Below are 16,437 nucleotides of genomic sequence, written 5' to 3'. Positions count from 1 at the left end.
TTCCCGGAGACGGTCAACCTATTTGGGAGGCACGCCTAGACTCCTGTGATGGCCACTCTTACTGAGAGCGTTTTCCTCAACGGGACAGTTGGATCCGGAAAGACCACCACGGGCGAGGCCCTGCACCGGCTGCTCGCCGACGACGGAATCAGCAACGCCGTCATCGATCTGGATGGGCTGCGGCGGAGCTGGCCCGTGCCCGCAACGGATCGGTTTAACCATGAACTCGAGCTCCGGAACCTCCAGTCCCTGGCATTGAACTATCGCGAGGTCGGCGTTCGGCGGTTCATCCTTGCAGGGGTCGTTGAGCACTCTGCCGAGGTGGATCGCTACCGTACTGCCCTGGGCGGAGGCGCCCTGACAGTGGTCCGGTTGGATCCGTCTCTCGCAACTATTCAGGACAGGCTCAGGAATCGGCACGAGCCCAACAGCCCGGAGCTGGCCTGGCACCTGGAACGCAGCGTGGAGCTACATCGGATCCTGAATGAAGCCCGCCTTGACGCCCATGTGGTGGCAATCGGCAGCCAGAGCCCCCAAGAGGCCGCCCATGCCGTTCGCACGCTCATCGGGTGGTAGCCGCGCTGCGGAGGCGGAAGGCGCCGGGAGATATTCGGCCCGCCGAGTCGCTCATCACCGCAAGTCACCAGCTCATCCTGCCCCAGCCTTGGACTGTCTGCACGAAGACCTGCGGTCCGCCACAGCTAGCGCAGTTGGATTAGTCCAGCATTGGTGGGACGGAAACCGCATGAATCGAAGTAGAAACTCTTCAGGTGGTCATCGAAGTCAACATGAAGCCATTCGCAGCCGGCCTTCCTCGATTGTTCGGTTGCAACGGCGAGGAGTGTTTTCCCGATGCCCTGACGGCGCGCTCTGTGTGCCACCAAAGTGTCTTCGATGAACGCGTGGACATGACCGTCCCAGATCACATTGACGAATCCTACGAGACCTACGTCGTCGCGTGCTGTGACCCAGCCCAGACTGAGGCGCCAGAGCACGTCACTCCAATCGTCTTCAACGTATTCATGATCGAAGCCCTCCGCGTGCAGCTGGTTGATCTCTTCGTTCTTAACCGCTCCGCGCCATTCAAAGGTGATCGTCATGCTGAACAGCATTACAGATGCCCTCGCTTGTAGCCCGCCTTTGCCCTCGCGTATGAGGACGCCGCGACCTTCTTCAAGAAGCAGCTCAATTCCTGATAAGGGCGTCGAACGTGGACCCGTCTCCTCCGGCCATATTGCGGGCTGCCCCGTTCGCTCTTCGTGTCACCGGTCGCGACGGCCGCGACGGCTCAGGAACTCGGACCCGGCATACCCGGCACCGAGGACAATGAGGCTGCCCAGCCATCCGAGCGCCAGGAAGATCATCGTGATCCGGTCCCTGTCCTCATAGGGAGCCAGCGACTGCCCTGCCACCACCACCCTTCCCACCGAGGACCGTGCCACAATGGCCATCCGCAGGCCGGGCTCCGGCTGCCACGTCACGGTGTCAACGCCGGAATCGCGTGCCGTCCGGAGCACGCCGGACGGCACAACCGGCAGGGATCCGTGAAGGGTCGCCGTCCCCGACTCCGGCTTGTCGTCCGACCCGTATACGACGACGAACACTCCGCTCTCAGGGGTCAGCTCCACCCGCGGCGCCGGTTCAGTTCCGGCAGGAAGCTGCACCAAGGCCGCGGCGGCAGCGGCCGGTGCGTCATTCGCCGACCGGCGGCCGAGCTGCTGAAACGCAACGTAGACGCTGCCGAAGATCAGCGTGACCACCACGGCTGCCGCCAGCCATCCGAGAATTCTTCCCATGTGCTCAACCAACCACGTCAGCGCCGGGCGTTGAAGACGTCGGGCCCGAAGCTGCTCACGCCGGCGGCGCGGGCCATCCCGAGGCGGGGCAGCGAGAAGATGTCCTCGATGGTGGCCAGCAGGCTGTAGTGGTTGTAGAAGCGGGTCGAGGTGGTGCCGCCCCGAACGAAGGGCGAGAGCACCAGGGCACCCACGTGTCCGCCGGCCGTCCCGCCGGGTTTCCCGGGAGGGCCGACCGATCGCCCTTCGGCTTCGTCGAAGGTGATGACCAGGACCCCGTCGCGCTGGAACGCCGGTGAACGCAGGATGGGCGGAACCTGCCGCAGGAGCCAGGCGTCCGCGGTCGCCAAACCGCCGGGACGCCCGTCCACGCACGGGCTGTCGTGGCCGTCGTGGCACAGGTTGGGGGTGATGTAGGAGAGGTTGGGCGTCGTCGCGGCTGACCTCAGATCGCTGGCCAACGCCCTGAAATCAACTACCCGCCGCCTGCAGTCCGGTGAGGACGTGATCGCCTCGAAATACACGAAGGGGTTGTGCCGCGTCGCGTACTGGTCACCGCGCTTGGCACTCTGGCTGCCGTCTCTGGCGCCGGGCTGCGGGTGGCGGCAGGGAATGCGCATGTCTTCCATGTACCCCTTCCAGCTCTTCCTGGCCGCAGTCAGCTGACCGGCAACTGTTGGAACGGACCTCGGGTAGAGGCAGCCGTTGCCCCTGAAGACGCCGCGGTACGGAGGACCGGCGGGCTTGAACCGCGCATAGGTCCCGCAGTCGGCACGGGTCATGGCATTCGGTGTCTGCCCGGAAATCTGCGCCAGATAGTTCGGCTGGGAATGGTGGGCAATCGCGTAGTACTGGGACAGCAGGACACCCCTGGCGCGCAGAAATTTGGACAGATAAGGGGTTTTCGACGCCGGACCCCAGACCGTGCCATAGCCCCTGTTCTCGAGGTTGATCACAAAGATGTGGCCGGGCCTCGCGGCCCGGAGCACCGCAGCCGCATTCGCCACCGACTCTGCGGCCGGGGCGGGCGCCGCCGCGGCCGGGACGGGCACAGGGGCGGGCGCCGGTGCTGGGACCGCCGTCGGAAGTGGGGCCGCCGTTGCCGCGGCGCTGACGGGAGGTGACGCATTCTGCGGGGACGGCGCCGGCTGGCTGGCCGCCCCCGACACGATGGCGGCAACGCCTAGGGCCAGCCACTGTGCACCCCGCGGGGCACCTCCGCCCGGCCTCCGACTGACCTTCCTGCCCATCGTGTCCTTCTCTCACGGACCTGTCCGGCAGTCGTCGGCAAACACCGCATCGGGAATCTTCGGAGTTCAGAGGCCCCGACGGCTGGCACCAGCATAGGCCTCCCCGAGCATTGTTCCCAGCGTCCTTTCAATATCCGGTGAGAGACTGCTGGCCGGCGCAACCTCCGTGAAGCTGCCGTGCCCGTGCCCGCATAGCCTGTGCCTGGCGCACCGCCCAGTAAGGAATGACATGAAGCAGCCCCCAGCCTCGGTGACTCCCCTGCACCTGCCCGGACGCTCCTGGTGGCTGCTTGCCGGATCTGCGTTCCTGTACGCCGCAGCGATCACGCTCGGAATCTTGGCGAAGCTGTACGGCTCGCCCGGCCCGGACCTCCTGTGGGATGAAGGCATGGCGAGGGACCGGACCACCGCACGGACCGGCCTGTCGCTGGCCCTGAATACCCTGTTCTCGCCGGCGGGCAACATCACCATCCTGCTGCTCGGCTGCGCCGTTTTGGCGTTTGTCTTCCGCAGGCCCCTGGCCGCGCTGGCCTTCGGGTCCCTTACCAGCGTCGGCTGGCTGTCCTCGGAAATCGGGAAGCTCACGGTTTCGCGGCTCAGGCCGCCCTCCGGGGCAACCCATGCGCTGCTCCTCGAGTCCGGCCACACCAGCTTTCCCAGCGGGCATACCGCGTTTGCCGCGTCCCTGGCCTGGGCCGTCCTCCTCGTGCTCGCCCGGACCCGGACGCAGCGCAACTTCGCCGCGATCGGCGGGATGGTCCTGACCGCGATCGTCGGGCTCTCCCGCCTTTACCTGGGCGTGCACTACCCCAGCGACGTCATCGGCTCCGTGCTGATCAGCACCGCGGGCATGCTGCTCTGGCTGCCCCTCTGGAACAACCTCATCGAACCCCGGCTCCGCGCAAGCGCCCTGATCAGGAAGCTGACGGCAGGCGCACCTCGGGAGCACCAGTTGGCTGTCCTGCCGACGAGGCGCTGACAGCGCGCGACTGCCGACAATCTGGGGGCTGGACCCCAGCTTTTTCCAAGCCTGAAATGTCAAAGTTGGGTGTCCGGCAGCCAGAAGATCCTCACACGTTTTCGCTGCAGGACTGTCGGGTCCGGCCGCATTCCCCCCAATACCGCCGGACCCGGCGCACCAATGAGGCCGGGCCCGTCCGGCAACTCCCGTGATTCTCCCGGGATGCACGACGGCGGCAATCACTCCCAGCCGACTCTCACCGTGATCCGCGCCGCACGGCGGCGGAAACTCTCTTGATGGACGGCTGCGTTGTCAGCCTGTCTTGATCAATTCTTGAGCAACTGCTGATCCGTTTTTGACCCGAAGCAGACTCTTTCCTGAGCAGCCCCGGGCATCGTTGGTCCTGTTCCACCCCAACGGTCTCGAACGAAACGGAAACGTCCCCATGGGCACTGCACCCAGCTCAGCCACAGCCCCCGGCACCAAACCGGTCACGGGCCGGTTTGCTGCAGTCCGCCGAGTCGTCAGCATCGTCGTCGGCACGGCAGCCACGCTGCTGTTCCTGGGCGCTTGCATCGCGGCCCCGCTGCTACACATCGGGTTTTCCCCGGTCCTGACCGGGAGCATGCGCCCCGCCTTCGCCCCGGGTGACCTGCTCATCACCGCCCCGGCGGCCGTGAGCAGCCTGCAGCCGGGACAGATCGCGGTCTTCACCCCGCCTGGTGAAACCACGCCCTTCGCGCACCGCATCACCGCCGTCGTCGGAAATCCTGAACATCCGGTGATCGCCACCAAAGGTGACGCGAACCCTGCTCCGGACCACTGGCGGGCCACGCTGAACCAGGACCAGGTGCCGGTGGTGGTCACCACTGTTCCTTATGCCGGCAACGTACTGCTCTGGACGCAGAACCCGGTCCAGCGGGCCATCCTCACCGCCCTGTTCGGGCTGGCTGTCACCGGGGCCAGCGTCCGCTGGATCCTCCGGGCACCGCCAGCCGCATCACCAGCTCAGACCAGCCCGTCCCCCACTACCTAAACCTTTTCCCCACCCCTCAAAGTAAGGATCTGTCATGTCTGAAAGCCCAGCCCGTTCCGTCCGCCGCCCCAACCCCCGTCTGCTCGCTGCCTTCGCAGTGGGCGCCGCCGGCCTGGCCATCACCGGCGGCGGCGTCTTCGCCGCACTGAACGCGACTGCTTCCAACACCACCGCCCAGAACGCCACCAGCGGCATTCTGAGCCTGACGATGGCCAACAACGGCACCGGCTTCAGCCAGGCGGTTTCCAACCTCGCCCCCGGCGACGTGGTGAACCGGTACGTCAACCTCACCCAGGGGGCGGACCTGGACGGCAAGGACCTGACCCTCGCCGTCGCGGACTCGACGCCGACGCTCCTCACCACCAGCGCCGCCAAGGGACTGCACGTCACCGTCACCCAGTGCTCCGGCGCCTGGACGCCCGGAACCGGAGCCGGTTCCTGCAGCGGCACTGCCACCCCGCTGCTCACCAACACGACACTGAGCGCACTCAGCACGGCGCCGGTATCGGTCAAGGCCGGCGCCAACGCTGCGGGCAGCACCGTGAACCTGCAGATTTCCCTGAGCCTGCCGGACCAGGCCGAGACGACGGTTAACGGGGCAGCACCGGCCGGCACCATCCAGGGCCTGTCCTCGTCCCTGACCTGGACCTTCGGCGAAACCCAGCGCACCGCTACCACCACCGGAAGCTGAGTGCAGTGAGCGTGCACGCGCCAGGCGGCAGGACGGGGGCCGCTGCGGCGGTCACCGTCCTGCTTCTGTGCACCTCACTTGCACCGGCAGACGCGGCGGGCGCCGCTCATGCGGCGTCACCCGTCAGGACCGTCAGCAGCGCCAGCTGGGGGGCGGTAGCGGCCACAAACGTCTCTCCCCCGTATACCTTGGCCCCACTGGTCTTGACGTATGCGAACGGCGGAGCGACCGGCAACGGCAACGGGCTGAAGGAACCGGCCGAGTTCTTCACCGTCGTGAACACGGGAACGCTCGTCATTACGTCAGCCACGTTCACGGTGACTGCATCTAACTCCGGAGCTTTCAGTATTGACGCGTGCAGCAACCAGTGGAATGAGTCGGCCGATACGTGCCCCGGAACGCTCACTGTGGTGACTACCAGCCCCTCTGCAAGCTCTACCACCGTGCCGTCCCTTCCCGGCGGGACTATCCGCCTACGGGCTCGCCTCACCAGTTCAGCGCCTAGAAACACCACGTTGACCATCGGCCTAACGGTCAGCCGGGCCCAGGTCCGTGCGGCCACCGTCACCGGAAGCTGATCCCATGCCCGCCGCACTCACCCAATCCAGGGGACCCGACGCACCATCCTCATCGAACGGAAAGACAATGGCACTTCAAGGCAATGAAGCCGTGTTCTCCGCCACCCGGCTGCTCCGGCTCGCCGAGGACGTCGAGAGCGATGCCGTCGCCATCAGCTATGCCGCCATGTTCCTGCGCATGCTGCCGGGACGGGTCGGGAGCATCCTTTCCACAGTCCGTGAGGAGGACATCCCCGCGGCCCTTGACGCAGCGCTCAGCCTCAAAGTCCGGGCCCACATGGTGGGCGGGATGGCGATGGAACGGGACTGCCGCACCCTGGAAGAGAATTTGCGCAGCGGAAATTATGAGGCCGCAGCCAGGTCCGCCGGCGAGGTGGCCAAAGACTGCCTGCCGCTGACCCGGGCCTTGGAGCAATTCCTTCAGGGCTGGCAGGACCTGGAGGACTCAAAGAGCAAACAGCCGTGACCACCCGTGCCGGGGTCCGTTCAGGGTTTACGCCGGCAGGATGCCCGACCGGCTGAGCAGGGCCCTGGTCTTGGGATGCTGCGGCGCGGTGAAGATCCGGCTTGGCGGCCCCTCCTCCACGATCACCCCCTGGTCCATGACCACAATGCGGTCAGCGATATCCCGGGCGAACTGCATCTCGTGGGTGACGATGACCATGGTGGTCCCCTGCTGGGCGATTTTTTTGATGACAGCGAGGACTTCACCCACCAGCTCGGGGTCCAAGGCGGATGTCGGCTCATCGAAGAGCATCACGCTGGGTTCCATGGCGAGGGCGCGGGCAATGGCAACGCGTTGTTTCTGGCCGCCGGAGAGCTTGCTGGGATAGTTCTCCATCTTGTCGGCCAGTCCCACCATTTCCAGGTTGGGCACGGCGACGCTCCGGGCCTCGGCCGCAGAGAGCTTCTTGACGTCCCGCAGCGGAGCCATGACGTTGCCCAGGGCCGTCTTGTTAAGGAACAGATTGAAGTGCTGGAACACGAAGCCAATGTCCGTGCGCTTCTGGGCAGTGATGGACGCCTTTTCAGCGATCAGCTCACCGTCGCGTTCCTCGTAGCCGATCAGGTGCCCGTTGACGTAAATACGACCGGCTTCGATGGTTTCGAGTTTGTTGATACAGCGCAGAAGCGTGCTTTTGCCGGAGCCGCTGGATCCGAGGATGGCGATGGTCTCGCCGCGGTGGACCACAAGGTCCACGCCTTTGAGCACTTCCACCCTCTTTTCCACGTGGTGCCGGCCCGTCAGCCGGTTCCAGAGGGTCCGTTTCGTCTCGGAGACGAAGGTCTTGTGGACATCGCGGACGTCGATGATGGTGTCCTCAGCCATTGGCCCGTGCCTTTCGTTCAAGCACTACCACGATGCGCGAGAGTGGGAGGCTGATAATCAGATACAGAATCGCCGCGGCAGTGTAGATGGCCGTGGTCTGGAAGGTCTGGCTGTTCAGGATGTTGGCGGTCTTCAGGATCTCGGTCACGGCGATCACCGATGTCAGCGCGGTGTCCTTGATCATGGCAATGAAGTAGTTGCCGATCGGTCCCATGGAGACCACAAAAGACTGCGGGATCACCACTTTCCACAGGGTCTTCGTCGGGGTGTAGCCAAGAGACAATGCGGCCTCGGTCTGGCCGTGTTCCACCGACAGGATTGCGGACCGGAAAACCTCGGACAGGTAGGCGGCGTAGTTGAGGCCCAAGCCCAGGATGCCGGCGGGAACGGGTTCGATGTCCACGCCGATGCTGGGGAGGACGAAGAAGATGTAGACGAGCTGCACGAGCAGCGGTGTTCCGCGGATGACCTCAAGGTAGAAGGTCGCAACCCCGCGGAGGATTCTGATCGTGGAAATGCGAGCCAGGGCGATCAGCAGGCCCAGCACCAGCGCCAGCAGCATGGCTCCCAACGCCAGCTGCACCACCACGGGTACGGCCACCAGCAGTGCCGGAAAAACGGCGAGGGTGTTGTTGATGAAGTCCATGAAGGATCCCTAAATTAGGGTCGGGCCGGCGGACAGCACTCCCATGAAGCGGTGTCCGCCGGCCGTGCCCGCTACTGAATGCTACTTGGACATGTTGGCTTCGCCGAGACCGTACTTCTTGAGGATCTCGAGGTATTTCGGGCTCTTCTTCAGGTCTGCCAGCCCGGAATTCAGGTCCTGCAGCAGCTGAGAATCGTCCTTGCGCACTCCGGCTCCGATGATCCCCGGGTAGAAGGGCTTGTAGGGCGTCACGAGCTTCAGCTTCGGGTTGGGCTTCTGCACCAGGCTGTAGCCAATCACGGCACTGTCGGTGAAAACGGCGTCAACCTGCTTGTTTTCCACGGCGGCCAGCAGTGAGGCCTGTGAGTCGAAGAGCTTGACCTGGCTGCCGCCCAGGCTGTCCACCAGATCCTTGAACACGGTGCCCGTCTGCGCCCCGAGGACCTTGCCCTTCACGTCGTCCCGGGAGGCGAGGGTGGAGCCCTCGGGGACCACCATTGCTTCCCCTTCGGTGTACCAGGGATCGGTGAAGTTGATCTGCTTCTTGCGGTCGTCCGTGATGTACATGGCATCTACGATGACGTCTGCCTTCTTCGCGTTCATCGCCGCGATCAGCGTGGCATACTCCGAGGTGAAGACCTTGATCTTCCAGCCCTTGGCCTCGGCGATGGCCTTGATCATGTCCCCGTCAATGCCTTTGAGTTCGCCGGACGCCTGATCGGTAAAGGAGAAGGGTGCATCGTTGGACGTTGCGATGGTAATGGTCTTCTGTTCAGCGCCGCCCGTGCTGCCGCCGCCCGTCCCGCCTCCTGAGCCGCATGCGGTCAAGGCCAGGGCAACGACAACGCCCATGGGCACCAAAGCAGCGAAGCGCCTGCGGAGCATCTTTGTATTCATCATGAACTGCCTTTTGTTAGTGGTGGGTTCTATCGGTTGAAGCGCTCGAGGCGAAGCGTGGCGGTGGCCTTGTGGGCTTCCATACCTTCGACGCCGGATATCGTCGCCACATAGTTGGCCAGGCGCGGGGTCGCGTCCTTTTCAACCCGCTGGTAGGTGAGCGGTTTGAGGAACCTGGAAACGGAGAGCCCTGCTGATGACCTGGCCCCGCCTCCGGTGGGCAGCACGTGGTTGGTGCCAGAGGTGCCTTTGTCCGAGTAGGCCACCGTGGACCACGGTCCCAGGAAGATGGACCCGTAGTTCTGCAGGTTGGCGTGATAGTACGAATCGTCCGAGGTCTGGATTTCCAGGTGCTCCGGGGCCAGTATGTCCATGATCTGCACTGCCGTTTCCCGGTCCTCCGCGACATAGACGGTGCCGTAGTCCCGCCATGCCGGCCCGGCAATGTCCCGGGTGGCCAGCGTGCGCAGCTGCTTGTCGATGTGCCTGATGACTTCTTCACCCAGCTCGCGGGACGTGGTCACGAGGGACGCCGGTGACTGCGGGCCGTGCTCGGCCTGGCCGAGGAGGTCCGCAGCGACGAGTTCCGGGTCCGCGGTTTCGTCGGCTATGACGGCGACCTCGGACGGGCCGGCCAGGAGGTCGATGCCGACCCGCCCGAACAGCTGGCGTTTGGCCTCGGTGACGTAGGCGTTGCCTGCGCCCACCAGGATGTCCGACGGTTGCTCGCCGAGAAGGCCGAAGGCCATGGCTGCCATGGCCTGCACACCACCGAGGACGAAGGCCCGGTCAACGCCGGCGAGGTACGCGGCGTACAGAACGGCCGGGTGTCCGTGGTCGGGCCCGGCAGGCGGAGTGCAGGAGATGACGCTGCGGACGCCGGCCGCCTTCGCGACCCCCACCGTCATGAAGGCACTGGCAAGGATGGGGAACCGACCGGCGGGCAGATAGGCCCCGACTCGTGCGACGGGAACGTACTTGTGTCCGGTGAAGACGCCCGGGATAAGCTCGACCTCGAAATCGGTGAGGTGCTCGCGTTGCTCGACGGCGAAAAGCCTGGTCCGCTCGGCGCTGGCCATCAGGGCTTCCCTCAGTTCCGGCGAGAGCGAGTCGCCGGTTCTGGCCAGCTCATCCTGGCCGAGCTCCATGCTTGTGCCCTGCCACCCGTCGAGCTGCTGTGAGTAACGGACGACGGCGTCAATTCCGTTCTTCTCGATGTCGCCGAGCATCTCCGAGACCGTTTGAATAACCTCAGGCAGCCGCTGGGCCGGGACGCCGCCGACCGCGGGATCCTTCAGCGTGCCGAAGTTCCCCCGGATGTGTCCCCGGTCACGTTCAGTTAGCTGCATGGGCTAAACGTACGTCCAGTCGAACCATCGCACAACGGGCCGTCAACCCGTGCGTGCCATAGGGCTGCCCTATAGGATGAGCCATGACCCTCGTGCAACTTCGGGCTTTCCTCGCCGCTTACGAGCTCGGCTCCTTTACTGCCGCTGCACGAAAGTTGGAAACAACCCAGGCGTCCGTCTCGGAGCTCATCAGCAGGCTCGAACAGGAGCTCAGCCACAGCCTCTTCACCCGCGGTGGGCGGCGGCTCATACCCACCACGGCCGCCGTTGAGCTGCAGGTCCATGCGCGGCAATCCGTGACGTCGTTTGACAACGGCGTGGAGGCCCTGAAATCCATGTCATCGCTGGACGGCGGCGTCTGCACCTTCGGTGTCCTGCGGTACGGGGCGCACTATGACCTTGCCGACCTCGTCCAGCGTTTCCACCGGCGCTATCCCAAGGTGAAGGTACGGCTGGTGGGCCTGAATTCCGTCGCCGTAGCCGAATCTGTCGCATCCGGTGAAATTGAGGCGGGGCTGATCGTTCTCCCCGTGGTGGAAACGGGGCTCCAGGTCCGGCCGCTCTTCCGGGATGAGGTGTTCTACGTCTCCGCCCAGCGTGATCCCTCCCGCGGTCCCATGACCATTGAGGAATTCGCGGCGTCAAAGCTGGTGCTGTATGACGCGTTTGCCGGCTGGCGGGACCCCACGCGCCGGCAGATCTTGGAGCGCGCCCGGCTCAAAGGCCTGAAGATCGATCCCGAAATCGAAGTGGAACACGTTGATACCGCCCTGGGCCTTGTGGCCACGGGGGCGGCAGACACTTTTGTGCCGCAGGCAATCGTCAACGGACCTGGCTTCCCGAAAAACGTTAGGGCCGTTCCCTTTGCCGAACCCTTGTACGACACCATCGCCCTGATCCAGCGGGAGGCCGCCTACCTGTCGCCGGCAACCCGCAAAATGGCCCAGATGGCCGAGCGGACGCTGCTGGCCAAGGTGGCGCCCGAGCAGAACGTCCGGCGGCAGAATCGGACTTGACGGAGCACGTCGCCAGAACAGGTTCAGCTCCTGGGAACCGGGCCTGTCCTTACCCTGTGCGGGGCCGAAAGACGACCGGACCGGCTGACGACGTCGCGAGGTAGATTTCCGATGCGCTCCCGGCTGCGGCCACCCGAAGGGCTGATACCTTGAATTGCCCGTCAGCCGAGCTCCCCGCAACTGCGGCACTGACGGGCGCGCCGGGCTGATCGGGTTGAACGTTGACGGTCAGCGACAAGGTGTCCGCCAATGGAGTCAGCGACGCTGTTGCGGCCCCCACGACCGGAACAACAGCGGACTGGATGGCGGCGGACGCGGTGGGCAACAATGCCCCGGGGCCAAAGAGTGCGCCATCGAGCGCGCCCGCCACAATCTTTCCTGTTCCAGAGAACAGGGCTGCGGTGATCGGATCAAGCAGTGCCTGCAGGCCGGAAAGCCCGGCGCCCAGCACCGAGGTGGACACCGACGGCGACGGCGGCGGGGACGAACGGAACGCTCCCAGGGTGGTGTCGTAGCGGATGGCTACTTCAGCCACATCGATTTTTCCTAGAAGAGGGACAACACTCTGCAGCGTTACCTTGGTCTCCATGGTGAAGGACGTGGCGGCGAGCGCCTTGTCGACCTCGGCGGTGACGGCCTTGCGCCAGGTATCCAGCAGGGCCGCGGTCCGTTGCGTGAGACTTTGAACCGTCCCGGCGTCGAGGATAACGCGGGTGTTCGGTGGCAGCTTGTTGAGGCCAGCAGGTCCGGAGGTGAGCTGGGCCAGATCGAACAGGATCCGGGCGTTGACAAGGTCCACCGTGACCACGCCGTCCGTCAGCGGAGTGGTGAGCAGCGGCGTCACTGCGGAAAGGTCGGGAGTCCCGAGGGTGATCTTGGTGGTGACTGGCCCCACAAGCAGGCCTGTGGTCGCTTTCGAGACCAGATCAGTGACGCCGCCGGTGACCGCTGTGGTGAGTGAACCTGCCGGCGTGGCGATGGCGGCCAGGTCCCCAGTGATGCCGTCCACTGTTTCACCCACACCGTATGTCATGGTCCGCACCGAGTCCGCGGACATGTTCAGCCGCAGCCCGGCGATGGCGTAGTCGCGGGTCACGGTGGGGCTTGCGCTCAGGGTGGGCCAGCCGTTGCGGAGCGTGCAGGCATCCACCTCGGAGGAGCTGGCCACAGCACCAACGTCCAAAGTCATCGCAGCATTCGACGCCGGCACAATCGACGCCAGGTTGATGCTGGCTGCTGTCGGCGAGGTAGTGGACCCGTTGGCCGTCCCCGTCCCGTCGATGGCGCCGGACTGGTCACTGACCAGGCCGGCCGCTCCGGTGGCCTGGCCGCTGGCGGTTGCCCGCGCCCACTGGGTGTAGGCCCCGGCCGTGCCAGCGGGTTGGTTCAGACCCAACGCCGCCGAGAGCAGCGGAGAGCCGAGGGCTCCTGCCTCCACGGCCGCAGTGTAGGTCACCGGGTCCACCTGCGTGGCGGTTGCCGGTTCCACTGCCACGGTGCCGCGGGTATTGCGGACGGTCAGGCCCTGGACGGCCGCCATAGCGTCCAAGTCGGACCCGCCCACCGCGCCGGACACCTGCCGCGCCGCGGACTCTGTCTGGAACAGGGTGGAAGTGCTGCAGTCGCCGGCCACCATCACTCCGGCGGTCGCGCTGACGTATTCATCGTCGGTCCATGCGGCGAGCGTGCCCGCGGTTGAGGTGAGCAAGGCTATTGATGCGGCGGTGAGCGCAGCCACCGGTGCCAGTATCCGGAGCCGCGGCCCGAAGCGTTTCACGTCAGCCTTCGACGGCGGGCCAGGAGTATGCCTGCACCGGCGGCAGCCAGCGCGAGGCCGCCCGCGACGTAACCGAGGACGTCGGCACCGGTGTAGGCGAGCGGCTGACCCGCAGGCTCGTCCCCGCCCCCGGCCACCACCCCGATGCCGAAGTTCAGTGTGCCGGCCTCAGGGCCCGCGGTAGGCGGGCGTTCCAGGCTGAACAGCACCCAGGGCGCGTCGCGTGCGGTGAAGTCGCCGACGGGATAACTCAATGGGCCGGCCGCCGAAAAGCTCTCGGCCGCCAGGATACGGCGTTCGGCAACGGGACAGCTCATGGAAGCGTTCCTGCCGCTGGTTCCCAGCCACTGCACGGGGCAGGAGCGGGCCGTGATCCGGTAGGCGCCGGGCCCCTCCGCCAGGGAGCCGGCAGCCTGCACCTGGAGAGTGGCGGAGGCGCTCTTCGGGCCGTCCAGCAGCACGCCCACCTGCCAGCTGAATGATTCCCCGGCCGAAAGCGGCGGAATGTCCAGCGGGTAGACCGACGACGTGAGCCGCAGCATGCCCTCCCCGCCCGTCTCGGGCACGGGCACCACGGGGTCGGCGGTGGCCGCACCCGCCCCCGCCTGGAGCAGGAGCAGGACCGCGGCGGCAAGTACGGCACTCCGACAGCGTTCCCGTCCCATCATCCTCACCCCTCCCGTGGTGCCGCTTGACTCTCAAGGGGCGGATCGACGTCGTACTTGGCGGTCTCTTGCCGAGGCCAAAAAACCCAGCCCACCAGCGCGGCCAGCAGCACCGTGCTGACCCCGATGGCCCAGGGTGAGCGCAGTCCCATGACCCAGGAGCCGACCGACGGAAGGGAAAAGAGCACCCTCCGTGCTGACTGGACCCGGTATTCCACCGGGTCCTCGGAGCTGTTGGCGTCGCCCTTCAGGATCAGGACTGCGCCGTCTTTCGACGCCGGGTCAGGTTTCACCGACACGACGCGGTGCGTGACCGGCATGGAGCCTGCCGTCCGCTGCACGGTTGCGACGTTCCCGGGCTTTAAGGACGACGCCGGGACCTCCTGTACGGCGGCCATCGCACCAACGGGGTACACGGGTTCCATGGAACCGGTGCGGAAAACCACGAAGGTGACGCTGAAGATCGCCGCGGCAGCGATGCTGGCGATGCAACCCGCACCCAGCACCGCCAGCAGCGTCAGTCCCCAGGAGGACGCCCTGCCGAAGAAGCGGTTCACCGGAACGCGCTAGGACCCGTTGATACTGGTGAAGCGCCAGAGTGGGACCACATTCTTACCCTGCAGCGAGACGTCGACGGTGGTGGCCGGCAGGGTCATGGCGAAGCAGATGTTCACCGGGGCGCCGGCTGCGTTGGATGCGCCGGCGGCGAGCGAGAATTCGTTCAGCCCGAGGGTATCCAGCTCGGACCCCGCCGGGACCAGAACCGTTCCCGCGGTTTTGTCTCCCAAAGCACTGCAGTCCGCGGCGTCCAGACCGACCCACGCCTGGTAGCGCATGGCGGCGTAGAGGGCCGTGCTGTTGGCGTCCCCGATGGCAGGATTCGTAGCCTGCCGGGCCTCGGCCAGCGACACCGTCAGGGCTTCGGACCCGGTCTTGGCGCGGAGTTGGAAGGGTGCGTAGACCGTTTCCCCCGGCAGCAGGTCAGCTGCCTCCAGGGTGAAATCCAGTCGGCCGCCGTTCGCGTTCGGCTGGTCAGTCCAGGAGCCGTCAGCGAATGGAGCGACCGTATTCTGTTCCATGGCGTAGGTTTTGGTGCCCGGGTTGTTCGCGGGGCCGGCGCCGCCGAACACCCATTCGTTGTCGGTCCACGCAGCGAGCGTGAAGGCAGCCCCGACGCCGAGGACCAAGCCTGCCGCCAAAATGGCGCGGACCTTCCCGGGACGAGAAGCGGATTTTGTGGCAGTGGTATTGCGAGCAGACATTTATCCCCCAGGACAGTCCGCTGCCCGGGCGCCAAGCGCGGTGCGTGGGGCACCGCGCTCAGGCAGGCGCGCCCACGCAGGGCAGCGGATAGACGACGTTGAATTTCCAGTGCAGAAACTGTAATTAGCCTATTACTTCTTATTTGCGACTTGAGGCGCTTTTGATCAACGTTGGCCAAGGATTTGCGCAGGAATTATGGGGATAAAGAATAGACCCGTTATTCAGGACTGAAACGGCCGGAACGTAGCGTTCCGCTGAGCGGCCGTCACATCCTTGACCACGAACGTCTGCTCCGCTCATGCTGGATTTCCGTTTGGCGAAAGCCACGACCGAAGGACGACGATGTCACCTCATACCCCAGCTGCTCCCACGCGGCGCTTCCGGTTGCTCCTGGTCGCGGCCGCAGCGGCAGCCCTTTTGACGGTTGCAGCCCTGCCGGCCCAGGCAGCCACAGCTCCCCTCCCCGGCAACGACGTGTCGTGGCCCCAGTGCGGCAAAGCCTTGCCGAAAGCCCAGACCTTCGGCATTGTCGGCGTGAACAACGGCCTGGCCAACACCACGAACCCGTGCCTCAGCACGCAGCTTTCATGGGCCGGCACATCGACAGGCGGTACGGGCCAGCCGTTGGTGGCCCTGTACGTCAACACCGCAAACCCCGGCGCAGCCGGGTCATGGTGGCCCACCAGCAACACCTATGGCGGCACTACCGTAAGTAACCCGTACGGAAAATGCGCCCAGGGCTCGTACGGCGCCGCCTGCTCCTACATGTACGGATACGCCAAGGCCTACGACAATGCGAACATCCGGGGCGTCAGCAACCCGTCGTCCTACCTGTGGTGGCTTGACGTGGAGACCGGCAACAGCTGGTCAACGGACACCACGGCGAACCGTGCCGACCTGGAGGGGATGGCAGCCTATTACGCCAGCATCGGAGCCCGGACCGGCATCTACTCCACCGCGACACAGTGGCGCCAGATTGCCGGTACGGTGCCGTCGTCCAGCAACCTCTACAGACTGCCCAGCTGGCTAGCCGGCGCCAACTCCCTCGCCGTCGCCAAGCGCAAATGCGCCGACGCCCCGCTGACCGCCGGCGGGAAGGTCACACTCACCCAGTACGTCTCAGGCGGATTCGACTACGACCACTCGTGCGTCTAGATGGCGACGGCGGCCGTCGCGTGACTC

General features: G+C 65.4%; 19 protein-coding genes. 7 read left to right on the top strand and 12 right to left on the bottom strand.

Translation table 11 applies throughout. The features are described from left to right. Positions 1-48: 48 nt before the first annotated feature. Positions 49-576, top strand: coding sequence for an AAA family ATPase (locus tag AC1D14_RS09965; protein WP_230118933.1), 528 nt, complete (start codon positions 49-51; stop codon positions 574-576). Positions 577-701: 125 nt separating this feature from the next. On the opposite strand, the gene AC1D14_RS09960 is transcribed toward AC1D14_RS09965, so the two are convergent. The 3 genes from AC1D14_RS09960 to AC1D14_RS09950 form a co-directional block, all read right to left on the bottom strand. After that, the gene (locus AC1D14_RS09960; RefSeq protein WP_230118932.1) at positions 702-1,100 is read right to left on the bottom strand and encodes a GNAT family N-acetyltransferase; all 399 of its coding nucleotides are present in this window, start codon (positions 1,098-1,100) and stop codon (positions 702-704) included. Between the two features lie 162 nt (positions 1,101-1,262). After that, positions 1,263-1,796 carry a hypothetical protein gene (locus AC1D14_RS09955; protein WP_230118931.1) on the bottom strand — a complete coding sequence of 178 codons (534 nt, stop codon included), beginning with the start codon at positions 1,794-1,796 and terminating at the stop codon, positions 1,263-1,265. 17 nt (positions 1,797-1,813) lie between these two features. Continuing rightward, a complete protein-coding gene (locus AC1D14_RS09950; RefSeq protein WP_230118930.1) occupies positions 1,814-3,046 on the bottom strand; it encodes an alkaline phosphatase family protein in 1,233 nt (410 codons plus the stop codon). A gap of 229 nt (positions 3,047-3,275) precedes the next feature. On the opposite strand from AC1D14_RS09950, the gene AC1D14_RS09945 reads away from it, so the two are divergent. The 3 genes from AC1D14_RS09945 to AC1D14_RS09935 all read left to right on the top strand — a co-directional run bounded on the left by AC1D14_RS09945 (position 3,276) and on the right by AC1D14_RS09935 (position 5,734). Beyond that, positions 3,276-4,025, top strand: a complete 750-nt coding sequence (locus tag AC1D14_RS09945; protein WP_476968409.1) for a phosphatase PAP2 family protein — start codon at positions 3,276-3,278, stop codon at positions 4,023-4,025. Positions 4,026-4,452: 427 nt separating this feature from the next. Continuing rightward, on the top strand, positions 4,453-5,043 hold the full coding sequence (locus AC1D14_RS09940; RefSeq protein ID WP_230118928.1) for a signal peptidase I: 591 nt from the start codon (positions 4,453-4,455) through the stop codon (positions 5,041-5,043). A 34-nt stretch (positions 5,044-5,077) separates the two neighbouring features. Continuing rightward, positions 5,078-5,734 (top strand): CalY family protein, encoded by a 657-nt coding sequence (locus AC1D14_RS09935; RefSeq protein WP_230118927.1) that lies wholly within the window; start codon positions 5,078-5,080, stop codon positions 5,732-5,734. A 106-nt stretch (positions 5,735-5,840) separates the two neighbouring features. On the opposite strand, the gene AC1D14_RS09930 is transcribed toward AC1D14_RS09935, so the two are convergent. Further along, positions 5,841-6,176, bottom strand: a complete 336-nt coding sequence (locus AC1D14_RS09930) for a hypothetical protein (protein WP_230118926.1) — start codon at positions 6,174-6,176, stop codon at positions 5,841-5,843. A gap of 203 nt (positions 6,177-6,379) precedes the next feature. Between AC1D14_RS09930 and AC1D14_RS09925 the strand changes: the two genes are divergently transcribed. After that, entirely contained in the window at positions 6,380-6,778 is a 399-nt protein-coding gene (locus AC1D14_RS09925) for a hypothetical protein (protein ID WP_230118925.1), read from the top strand. Between the two features lie 27 nt (positions 6,779-6,805). On the opposite strand, the gene AC1D14_RS09920 is transcribed toward AC1D14_RS09925, so the two are convergent. The 4 genes from AC1D14_RS09920 to hisD all read right to left on the bottom strand — a co-directional run bounded on the left by AC1D14_RS09920 (position 6,806) and on the right by hisD (position 10,534). Then, complete coding sequence (locus AC1D14_RS09920) at positions 6,806-7,642, bottom strand: amino acid ABC transporter ATP-binding protein (RefSeq protein WP_230118924.1); 837 nt, start codon at positions 7,640-7,642, stop codon at positions 6,806-6,808. Beyond that, positions 7,635-8,288, bottom strand: a complete 654-nt coding sequence (locus AC1D14_RS09915) for an amino acid ABC transporter permease (protein ID WP_476968408.1) — start codon at positions 8,286-8,288, stop codon at positions 7,635-7,637. The genes AC1D14_RS09920 and AC1D14_RS09915 overlap by 8 nt, the downstream gene beginning before the upstream one ends. A gap of 81 nt (positions 8,289-8,369) precedes the next feature. Then, positions 8,370-9,188: an ABC transporter substrate-binding protein gene (locus AC1D14_RS09910; RefSeq protein WP_476968407.1), complete on the bottom strand. Its 819-nt coding sequence runs from the start codon at positions 9,186-9,188 to the stop codon at positions 8,370-8,372. Positions 9,189-9,214: 26 nt separating this feature from the next. After that, complete coding sequence (hisD, locus tag AC1D14_RS09905) at positions 9,215-10,534, bottom strand: histidinol dehydrogenase (RefSeq protein WP_476968406.1); 1,320 nt, start codon at positions 10,532-10,534, stop codon at positions 9,215-9,217. Between the two features lie 83 nt (positions 10,535-10,617). Between hisD and AC1D14_RS09900 the strand changes: the two genes are divergently transcribed. Beyond that, positions 10,618-11,550, top strand: coding sequence for a LysR family transcriptional regulator (locus AC1D14_RS09900; RefSeq protein WP_230118920.1), 933 nt, complete (start codon positions 10,618-10,620; stop codon positions 11,548-11,550). Positions 11,551-11,599: 49 nt separating this feature from the next. Here AC1D14_RS09900 and AC1D14_RS09895 read toward each other — a convergent pair whose 3' ends face one another. From AC1D14_RS09895 to AC1D14_RS09880, 4 genes are read right to left on the bottom strand one after another with little or no spacing between them, the layout of a single operon-like run. Then, complete coding sequence (locus tag AC1D14_RS09895) at positions 11,600-13,327, bottom strand: choice-of-anchor G family protein (protein WP_476968405.1); 1,728 nt, start codon at positions 13,325-13,327, stop codon at positions 11,600-11,602. Beyond that, a complete protein-coding gene (locus AC1D14_RS09890; protein WP_476968404.1) occupies positions 13,324-13,995 on the bottom strand; it encodes an LPXTG cell wall anchor domain-containing protein in 672 nt (223 codons plus the stop codon). The genes AC1D14_RS09895 and AC1D14_RS09890 overlap by 4 nt, the downstream gene beginning before the upstream one ends. A 2-nt stretch (positions 13,996-13,997) precedes the next feature. Then, positions 13,998-14,549 (bottom strand): signal peptidase I, encoded by a 552-nt coding sequence (locus AC1D14_RS09885; RefSeq protein WP_476968403.1) that lies wholly within the window; start codon positions 14,547-14,549, stop codon positions 13,998-14,000. Positions 14,550-14,558: 9 nt separating this feature from the next. Further along, positions 14,559-15,254, bottom strand: a complete 696-nt coding sequence (locus AC1D14_RS09880; RefSeq protein WP_476968402.1) for a SipW-dependent-type signal peptide-containing protein — start codon at positions 15,252-15,254, stop codon at positions 14,559-14,561. Between the two features lie 343 nt (positions 15,255-15,597). On the opposite strand from AC1D14_RS09880, the gene AC1D14_RS09875 reads away from it, so the two are divergent. Next, on the top strand, positions 15,598-16,410 hold the full coding sequence (locus AC1D14_RS09875; protein WP_476968401.1) for a glycoside hydrolase family 25 domain-containing protein: 813 nt from the start codon (positions 15,598-15,600) through the stop codon (positions 16,408-16,410). Positions 16,411-16,437: the final 27 nt, after the last annotated feature.

It is taken from the genome of Arthrobacter sp. P1_B11 (assembly GCF_056406715.1).
This window is presented reverse-complemented; position numbering and strand designations above follow the sequence as displayed.

Bases quoted from the DNA above. Each gene is read 5' to 3' on its own strand.
- AC1D14_RS09965 (WP_230118933.1), top strand. From the start codon at position 49: ATGGCCACTCTTACTGAGAGCGTTTTCCTCAACGGGACAGTTGGATCC.
- AC1D14_RS09960 (WP_230118932.1), bottom strand. From the start codon at position 1,100: ATGACGATCACCTTTGAATGGCGCGGAGCGGTTAAGAACGAAGAGATC.
- AC1D14_RS09955 (WP_230118931.1), bottom strand. From the start codon at position 1,796: ATGGGAAGAATTCTCGGATGGCTGGCGGCAGCCGTGGTGGTCACGCTG.
- AC1D14_RS09950 (WP_230118930.1), bottom strand. From the start codon at position 3,046: ATGGGCAGGAAGGTCAGTCGGAGGCCGGGCGGAGGTGCCCCGCGGGGT.
- AC1D14_RS09945 (WP_476968409.1), top strand. From the start codon at position 3,276: ATGAAGCAGCCCCCAGCCTCGGTGACTCCCCTGCACCTGCCCGGACGC.
- AC1D14_RS09940 (WP_230118928.1), top strand. From the start codon at position 4,453: ATGGGCACTGCACCCAGCTCAGCCACAGCCCCCGGCACCAAACCGGTC.
- AC1D14_RS09935 (WP_230118927.1), top strand. From the start codon at position 5,078: ATGTCTGAAAGCCCAGCCCGTTCCGTCCGCCGCCCCAACCCCCGTCTG.
- AC1D14_RS09925 (WP_230118925.1), top strand. From the start codon at position 6,380: ATGGCACTTCAAGGCAATGAAGCCGTGTTCTCCGCCACCCGGCTGCTC.
- AC1D14_RS09920 (WP_230118924.1), bottom strand. From the start codon at position 7,642: ATGGCTGAGGACACCATCATCGACGTCCGCGATGTCCACAAGACCTTC.
- AC1D14_RS09915 (WP_476968408.1), bottom strand. From the start codon at position 8,288: ATGGACTTCATCAACAACACCCTCGCCGTTTTTCCGGCACTGCTGGTG.
- AC1D14_RS09910 (WP_476968407.1), bottom strand. From the start codon at position 9,188: ATGATGAATACAAAGATGCTCCGCAGGCGCTTCGCTGCTTTGGTGCCC.
- hisD (WP_476968406.1), bottom strand. From the start codon at position 10,534: ATGCAGCTAACTGAACGTGACCGGGGACACATCCGGGGGAACTTCGGC.
- AC1D14_RS09900 (WP_230118920.1), top strand. From the start codon at position 10,618: ATGACCCTCGTGCAACTTCGGGCTTTCCTCGCCGCTTACGAGCTCGGC.
- AC1D14_RS09890 (WP_476968404.1), bottom strand. From the start codon at position 13,995: ATGATGGGACGGGAACGCTGTCGGAGTGCCGTACTTGCCGCCGCGGTC.
- AC1D14_RS09880 (WP_476968402.1), bottom strand. From the start codon at position 15,254: ATGTCTGCTCGCAATACCACTGCCACAAAATCCGCTTCTCGTCCCGGG.
- AC1D14_RS09875 (WP_476968401.1), top strand. From the start codon at position 15,598: ATGTCACCTCATACCCCAGCTGCTCCCACGCGGCGCTTCCGGTTGCTC.